The 7,964-nt window shown below is 50.9% G+C and carries 5 protein-coding genes and 4 pseudogenes; 5 read left to right on the forward strand and 4 right to left on the reverse strand.

Features of this window, described 5'->3' with window-relative positions; genetic code table 11:
- Both HT737_RS25205 and HT737_RS25210 read left to right on the forward strand, forming a co-directional pair.
- A partial coding sequence (locus HT737_RS25205) for a hypothetical protein (protein WP_220459503.1) occupies positions 1 to 1,262 on the forward strand: 1,262 nt, incomplete at its 5' end.
- A gap of 21 nt (positions 1,263 to 1,283) precedes the next feature.
- Positions 1,284 to 1,877: a hypothetical protein gene (locus HT737_RS25210; protein WP_182404220.1), complete on the forward strand. Its 594-nt coding sequence runs from the start codon at positions 1,284 to 1,286 to the stop codon at positions 1,875 to 1,877.
- 363 nt (positions 1,878 to 2,240) lie between these two features.
- On the opposite strand, the gene HT737_RS25215 is transcribed toward HT737_RS25210, so the two are convergent.
- The 3 genes and pseudogenes from HT737_RS25215 to HT737_RS25225 all read right to left on the reverse strand — a co-directional run.
- Positions 2,241 to 2,438 carry a hypothetical protein gene (locus HT737_RS25215; RefSeq protein WP_182404221.1) on the reverse strand — a complete coding sequence of 66 codons (198 nt, stop codon included), beginning with the start codon at positions 2,436 to 2,438 and terminating at the stop codon, positions 2,241 to 2,243.
- Between the two features lie 1,266 nt (positions 2,439 to 3,704).
- Positions 3,705 to 4,031: a hypothetical protein gene (locus HT737_RS25220; protein WP_182404222.1), complete on the reverse strand. Its 327-nt coding sequence runs from the start codon at positions 4,029 to 4,031 to the stop codon at positions 3,705 to 3,707.
- A gap of 147 nt (positions 4,032 to 4,178) precedes the next feature.
- Positions 4,179 to 4,685, reverse strand: a pseudogene (locus tag HT737_RS25225) (transposase); the annotation flags it as partial.
- A 455-nt stretch (positions 4,686 to 5,140) separates the two neighbouring features.
- Here HT737_RS25225 and HT737_RS25230 point away from each other — a divergent pair.
- Positions 5,141 to 5,499: pseudogene (locus HT737_RS25230) on the forward strand (DUF6124 family protein).
- A gap of 252 nt (positions 5,500 to 5,751) precedes the next feature.
- On the opposite strand, the pseudogene HT737_RS25235 reads toward HT737_RS25230, so the two are convergent.
- Positions 5,752 to 6,687: pseudogene (locus tag HT737_RS25235) on the reverse strand (LysR family transcriptional regulator).
- 114 nt (positions 6,688 to 6,801) lie between these two features.
- Between HT737_RS25235 and HT737_RS25240 the strand changes: the two are divergent.
- Together HT737_RS25240 and HT737_RS25245 are read left to right on the forward strand one after the other, a co-directional pair.
- Positions 6,802 to 7,288, forward strand: a pseudogene (locus tag HT737_RS25240) (DMT family transporter).
- A gap of 4 nt (positions 7,289 to 7,292) precedes the next feature.
- Complete coding sequence (locus tag HT737_RS25245) at positions 7,293 to 7,748, forward strand: DMT family transporter (RefSeq protein ID WP_098968038.1); 456 nt, start codon at positions 7,293 to 7,295, stop codon at positions 7,746 to 7,748.
- Positions 7,749 to 7,964 lie beyond the last annotated feature (216 nt).

Raw genomic sequence — 7,964 nt, forward strand, 5'->3', positions numbered from 1 at the left:
WTTTTGGAGACTTACTTGACGCGTTAGCAGAGCAGTCAACTTCGGTATTGTTGTTGGACGACGCTCCGATTTACGAAGGTAAAGATAAAATAGGCCGGCAATTACAGTCGGATGTTGAAAAGTTTATCAGCGCTGCTTTGGACTACTGCCCAGATCTCCATGTAATAGCTACTTCAAGACTTAAGCCGATTAGCTCGGCTTTTGTTGTGGTGGAACTAAAGCCGTTAGATGAGATAGATACAAAGTCTTATGTGTTGGCTCATAATCAGGGGTATTCAAACTCCATTTCCTCTCAGTTTATATCAAGGCTACATCGTCATACCGATGGGATTCCTTCCAGAATTGACATGGTTCTCAGAGATATCCAGATTGTCGGTGCATCTCAGATATCCATGCTCAATACTGATGTTGTAGGCAAGGACGCAGTAATTGATGACACACCATCAGGGCTGGCGAAAACAATCAGAGAGCTTCAAACATCCGCTGATCCAGCAGTCGCCCGCGCATTTAGGCTTTTAAAAGCACTGGCAACTTTTCCAAGAGGAGAAATATTAGACACGGTAAAAAGATTTGGGCAAACAGAGCTGTTCTATCCCAAAGATGCGAGTTTTCTGATAGATGCTGCTCTAGTAGATCTTGTAGAACTCCCGAACATCGGCGAACTAGACGAGTCCTCTCCAAAAGCACTTCTGGTTAGACGGTCGGTTCGCGAGCACTTATACTCTATTCTGTCAGACGTAGAGTTGTCATTTTCGTGTCGGAAAGCAACGGAAATTTATTTTGGAGCTAATTGGGCTACGAACGGAATCAAACAGCCCAAAGGTATAAAATTTAGTGATCGAAATTGTGGGGCCTGGCAAATCGGCAATGCGAGTATGCTGGTCTTGAGGGAGGTTCAGAGTGCAGTTGCTAATGGCGCGATAAGCAAAGTAAATAGTGCGCTCGCGCTGTCCTATGCTTATATAAAGAAACTGCGCAGCGGTTATCATTATCACGCTGTAATATCTTTGTGTGAAGATATCAAGGCGCAGCTCGTCAGTGCGAGCGAGCAGCCCGATACGTATTATATTGACTACGAACTTGCTCAATCATTGCGCATGACAGCCCAGCATCAGCGTGCGCGGGACATATGCTTACTTATTAACTCTAGGAAAAGTAAAATCACTCAGAATATATATCTCTGTTTGGCGAAGTGTCACAGATCTTTAAAGGAAAATAACGAGGCTTACGATGCCGCTCTGGCTTGCATAAAAAATAGATAAAAAAAAGCGCGGCAGCTTTAAGTGCACAAGCAATTTTTATTGGCGTTTGAAACGAATCGAGCAAAAGCGCTTGCCTCTTTAATTTCATTAGAGGCTCAAGCTCGCAGAAAAAAATCTTTTGTCGGTGCTAATAATATAAAGCTCTCAATAGCAAGTAAGACGCAAGATTTAGACGAGAAGAAGAAAATATTGCAGCAAGTTGTGAAGAGTGCTGATATTGAAAATGATAAATATAATTATATGCGCGCAACGTTAGAGCTCGGTAAGATGCATGTTGAAAGCGGTGATGCGGTCACGGAAAAACATATGCGGGCCTTGATAGATTCCTATAATTATTTGCACGCTGAAGATCTGCGTGAGTTTACAAAAGTTTGCCATGATGTGCTGTGGTCGGTTTTTTGTGAGCGAAAAAATACCGAAAATTTACTTCGTCTTTTTCGATTAAGTTCCGTGAAGTGGAGACTGGTTGGGGAGGAGAAACAGGAGCGAAGGTATAATATAATGCTGAATAAGCACTTAGAGGGAAAGCAAGTAAGCCAATTGCAGAATGTTAGCAGGGAGTTGTTGTATTTAGAGTCGCGTAATAGAAATATAATTTCAAAGCTATCCCGATGAGTTAAGCGGTTTTTGGTTAAATCGGGCTGCGAAATTTTTGATGTATCTCGTCTCGCAATGCGTGCTCAAGTCTCTCTAAGTTTTTTGAGATCTTGAGCCGTGTCCGCTGCGCCAGTATTTCAATTCCAATGGCATGGTGAGAAACGGGGGCTAAATTATTTCTTGAAAGTAAGTCAGTGCCCTTTTTTAGTGAAAAATAAACTCGTCAAATTTTCCTTGAAAATAGTCTGGTAACTTTTTAATTTGGTATGGTTTAACGTTCTGTGGTGGCTTTATTTGATTGTGTTGTGTGTGCTACTTTGCTTAACGCGGCTTCCATGACGAGCGCTTTTGTCGATACAGCCCAAAATGCGAAGCTAGCAATTAAAAAATCGATGCGAGGCTCGCCTGTTCCATATTTGATTTTTCCATCGGGATTCTTAGAGTAAATGGTGATGTATCTTTTTCTATTGGGTGAAACTCAGGGCCAATAGCTGACAAAAGGTTCACGAGTCTCGAAAGTTGCTGAATATCTCCTTTGTCAATTGCACTCTTTGAACCATGAGCTAACTTGTTGCGCATGCCGTTTACGTGATGGAACACTGCGGCAATTTTGGAGGGGTGAACCGAATGCGGTGGCCAAACCTAGTTTCTGCTCAAGATCTCTCGGCGGTTTTGCGTAAATAGCAATTTTACCTTTGCACTTTTCTCTTAAGTAGAAAGTTAGGAGTCGCTCTAGCATTAGATGAAATCGAAGCGCGCATCCCATTTCGTCTTCTGTTTCTGCAGCGGCTATCAAAATTTCAGTGTTTGCCAACTCCTCTACATTGATATCTATTTCAGTTATTTTGCCAGGCTCCATACGTTTAGCTTTTTGTTTGATATTTGTTGGAGTAAAAGGGGTGGATCTGTTTCCAGAAAATATGTCCGTCCACTTTGAGTGATAGTTTCCATCCCAGGTCGGCTGCTACTCGTGACTTTAAGAGCGTCGCAGCCACTATAGTCACATTACTATTTGTTCTCTGGCTTCATAAGTGTGAGTAATGTTTCAGAAAATATTGAGTGCAGGATTTTGCTCTCAACTCGATTCCACCAGCGTTCGTCACTATTTTCATGAATACGACTCAGTAAGTCATGCGCAAAAAATGCCTCGCATCCCCTACGGGCTGTTAAGTCTTCTTGCCTCAACTGATAAAGCCCAGCGTCAGCCAATATTTTTTTCACCATTAGGGGGAATAACCAAGAGCTAAACAGTAAGTGGTCTTGGCTCCCCCAAATCGAAGGTTGTCCGTTCACTCTGCTTCCGTGCGCCGCAGAGTTTCTTGCGTTGCAAAAGTCTTGTACCCAAGCATCAAGCGGGCGGCTATTTTGAGGCCACCTTTCTCGCCAGACTGTCTGTGTAAATACACCAGTTTCCCACTGCGGTGGATGCGGTAACTCGTTGACAAAATGGTCGCCAAAATTTTGTACGAAAGATCTGATGCTCGATGCGAAGCGTCGAGCAGAGCCTCGAAAGCGGACCTCATTAATACAAGCTCGGTATGTGCGGGCATAGCGGGAGAGTCAGAGTTGGCTAATAAAAATGTAGCTATCGCATCATCAATTTGATCTTTAAACTCACTCGTCGGTAACCCCAAAAGTGCACGCAGTAATGTCTCATCAATACCGAGGAGTAATCTACTGTCCACGTGCTCTGGACGTATGAATCTGGGGGAAGATGTTCGACTAATATAGGCTTGAGTAAAACCGTCGCGCCGTCGTGTGGTTATTGATATAGAGCCTGGCCTTTCTACAACGAAACGCTGAGCTATCACGTCATAGCCAGCAGCATTGCAGTAACCATCGTGGCTACAAAAAACGCCTCTGTGCTAGAGCGGAGAAAGCAATATACCTAGCCTGCTCTAGACGATCGAAGATTTGATTTTCGGAAAGATCGGGGCCGTCGGCATCACTGCTCCATCTTAGTAAAGTAGCTTGTCTTATGTTCGTGAAGGCGTGGGGCTGTGGGGGGTAAGCAACATCTCCATAGTTTCCAAGAATCGCATCAATGACTTCTTGAGATACGCCATTCATCTCTCTAGGAGCCTGTTCGCGCTCGTACGGGATTATGCTCAGCTCACCGCACTGCAACTCACCACGACTTGCAACCCATGGGAGAAAAAACAATACAGACATGATTAAGGCTCCAGCCAAAAATTGACTTGCGAGAAGCCTAGCAAAGGGCGAAGGAACCAGTTTTTATTTTCGCGGGCACGAAAAATAGCACTGAAGAAAAAAGGAAGGTGGTGCGGATTTTTTTGACAATCAATCCGGTAGAGAATGTCAGATTGAGGCCGGTAGTGGCCTTCCGTCAGGCAGGCCTTCATTTCGCCAGTTCGGTCTGATGAATCGGTCTCCGTATAAAACAGCAAACTGATTCATGGCGCTTTTCCAGTCATGGGCGGCGCTGCCCCAGTTGGCGGTGATGTTTTGCAGTGCCAGCCAAATCAGTTTTGTCGCCGCCTCATCGGTTGGAAGTGGCCCTTGTCTTGATGATCTTGCGTACTGCGCATTGATGCGTTCGATGGCGTTGGTGTTGTAGATCACTTTGCGTATCGTGGGCGGAAACACAAAAAATGGGATAACCGGCTCCCAGGCGCGCCTCCAAGCCGCCGTTGTCGTCGGATATTGCTTGCCCTACGGCCCCGTTTCGAAGGCGTCCAAAGCCTTTCCGGCGACACCGGCATTGAGGACTTGATAAATCGGCTTAATGGTCTTGGCCAGCTCACGGCGCTTGTCCCACGCCGCGTAATCAAGGCTGTTGCGGATCAGAGGGACGATGCATGTCTGCGAATTGTTGAACAGTTCGCTTGCCTAACCGAGGGAGGGGGAACGCTAGGGCTTAAGCGACAGGGCATTTTAATCGGAGATGAAAAGCAGTGATGTCTTGGTAAACACCAACGTTTAAAAAGACATCTCCAGACACTCTCTCAGGCTACATATCCTTGCGCCATTGCCTACAGCTACGCCAGAATCCGCCGGCTTGTGCGCCTTGGGGGTGGGTTCTATTGTGGTTCGGTCGCTGACGAATCAGTGATCGGATTTGACCGTCCGCCCAATATCAAGGCGCGCGAGCGTTCTGCGAGTGTTCAGGCATTGTCTGAAATCATGTCGCGGCGGCTGTGCGTGGGACACCTTCGGGTGTGCCGGATTCCTTGATGTCCGGTCGGTCAACCCGCGTACAGCTGCCACCCTGTTTGTTTGACCGCGAACAGTGGCGGCTCCAGTCATCAAGGAGCTTCACCATGATCAAACCAACACCCAACCCACCCGAAACCGCTTCGGTTTCCCCCTACGAATCCATCGATTCAAAAAAACTCCACGAAGCCGCCGACCGCGCGCTCGATCATTACCTCTGTGCGCCCGGGTCCACGCCACCGCCGCGTAAACCCGTGGGATGTATGCCGTGACGGCGGACAACAAAACCGAAGAGCTGCTGGTGGATGCCAGTGAGACGCTTGCTTCGGCCAAAAACATCGCGCAGAACATTGCCAGTTTGGTGCCGGCGTCGCAGCGTCGGGCGCTGTTGGGGATTGCGCAGTTGATTATGCTCGGGGAGTTGGCGGTGAATCGGGCGTTGGATAATTTGCAGTTGCAGGGGTGATGTTTGTGCTGGGCGTGCCTGCTGATTGATTGGGTGTCGGTTCTGGCGCCTTCGCGAGCAGGCTCGCTCCCACAGGGTTTCAGGCTGATTGCGGATGTCGTGTGGGGCATGCGTTGTTTTGTTGCCTGAGATGTTTGTGTAGGGGCTGCCGGAGGCTCGGGCCGCGTTCGGACGATCTTTTGATTTTGGTTTTAAAAGATCAAAGTCAAAAGATCGCAGCCTTCGGCAGCTCCTACAGGGGCGGTGTAAGGCTCAGGGTCTGTCCCAGTAGGGGATTTCGCCGAAACATTCGATGAAGAAGTCGATCACCGTACGCACCTTCACCGACAGTCGCCGGCTACCCGGCCACAGCACCGCAATCTGCTGTGGCTCCAGACTGTTGGACACCTGATATTCGCGCAACACCGGCACCAGCGTGCCTTCACGCACCGCCTCACCAATCAGCCATGACGGAAACATCACCAGGCCCAGGCCTTGTTCGGCGGCCTGGGTGAGAGTGTCGGCGTGGTTGCCGGTGATCGGGCCTTTGACCGAGTACGGCGTCCAGTCGCCCTGACCTTGACGAAAGAACCAGCGCTGCTGACCGGTTGCGCCTTTGTAGGCCAGGCACTAGTGCTGTGCCAGATCTTCCGGGTGTTGCGGGGGGCCGTGGCGCTGCAGATAGGCCGGACTGGCGGCGACCTGAAAACTGTGCGGCGCCAGAATCCGCGCCTGCATGCTTGAATCGTGCAGCGGGCCGATGCGAAACAGCAGGTCGGCACCTTCCTGCAGCGGGTCGACATAATGGTCGGTCTGCTGGATGTCCAGTTGCAGCTTCGGATAGCGCGCGCACAATTTCCCCAGCCACGGCGTCAAGTGACGCTTGCCGAACACCACCGGCGCATTGATGCGCACCAGCCCGGTGGGTTCGCTTTGCTGCTCCTGCAGCGCCTGTTCGGCTTCTTCCAGTTGCACCAGCACCAGCCGCGCATGGTGACCGAGCATGCGCCCGGCCTCGGTCGGCGTCACGGCACGGGTGTGGCGGTAGAGCAGTTGCTGGTTCAGCGCCTGCTCCATCAACTGGATCTGCCGCGAGATTGAAGAGGGCGCCACGCCCTCGCGACGGGCGACCTCAGAGAAACTGCCGTGGTCGAGCACCGCCACAAACAGCCTCAACGTCTTGAACCCCAGTTCGTTCAGCCCGTGCATGAATCTGTCCTGTTGTGCGAGTTGCGCAAAAGTGTTGTCTGGATGCTCCCATTTATCGCACAGCGGCGCCAGCCGATAATCCGCGCCATCGTTTACTTGCAGGGGAATTTGAATATGCAAACGCTGGATGAAGTAAGTGGGGCGGCACCGGCTACCCGGTCGTGGTTGCGCCTGTTGTTGCTGCCGCTGGTGATTCTGGCCGGCATGGGCCTGTCGGTGGAGGCCGGATTGCTTGGGCCATTGGGTGAGCAAGTCGGGCATCTGTGGGCGACCTTGAGCATCTTCGGTGTGGGTTCGGCGATTCTGTTTTTTGCTGCTGTTGTTCGCAGGGCCGCAAAAGGGCCCGGCGCTGACCGAGCTGCCGCGCTGGCAGTTGATCGGAGGATTTCTGGGGCCGATGTACGTGGTGGTGCTGACCCTGGCGACGCCGCATATCGGGATTGCGATGACGATGATCGCGATTCTCTCGGGGCAGGTCGGCAAGAGTGTACTGATCGACCATTTCGGCTGGTTCGGCGCGACGCGCAAGAAGGTCAACGCCGAGCGCTGGCTGGCGTTGGTGTTGATTGTGGTGGCATTGATTCTGATTGCGCGAGGTTGAAGAGATGAGTCTGGTTATTTTGTTGGCAGTGGTGGTGTTGGCTGGCGCGGTGTTGAGTGTGCAGGCGGCGATCAATGGACGCTTGGGCGAGACCGTGGGGGTGTTGCGCAGCAGTTTGCTGACGTTTTTCGTCGGGGCTGTGGTCACCGGGTTGTTGATTGTGTTTTTTGAACCTGCGCATGCGGTGAGTTTGCTTGATGTACCAAAGTGGCAGGTCTGCGGGGCGCTGTTTGGTGTGGTTTACATGATGGTCATGGTCGGTGCTGTGCCTGTCGTGGGCACGGCGGTGGCGACTGTTGCGGTGATCGTCGGGCAACTGGGGATGGGGATGTTGATCGATAATTTTGGCTGGCTGGGGAATCCGGCGATCGAGCTTTCGTCTTCTCGGGTGTTGGCGATGGTTTGTCTGGGGTTGGCTTTGGTTTTTATGTATCGCAGCAGTGTTCGTCGTTCTGATTGAGATTTGGGTGAATATCCGTTGCTGCGGTAACGGCCACCTAGGGTTCCGCCCTGACGGCGGTCACTTTGGCAAAAGCCCCAAAGTAACCAAAGGGCTTTACCCTGACGTTCGGCCCTCGCTTAGGCTCGGGTTCCTTCGCTGCGGGATTCATCCGGGGGGCAGCGCCTACGGTTTGCTTCGCTGCACCTCCTCTCGCTGTGTTTGGCTGCGCCAAAA

Source organism: Pseudomonas sp. MD195_PC81_125 (assembly GCF_014060985.1).
Lineage (GTDB): Bacteria > Pseudomonadota > Gammaproteobacteria > Pseudomonadales > Pseudomonadaceae > Aquipseudomonas > Aquipseudomonas parakoreensis.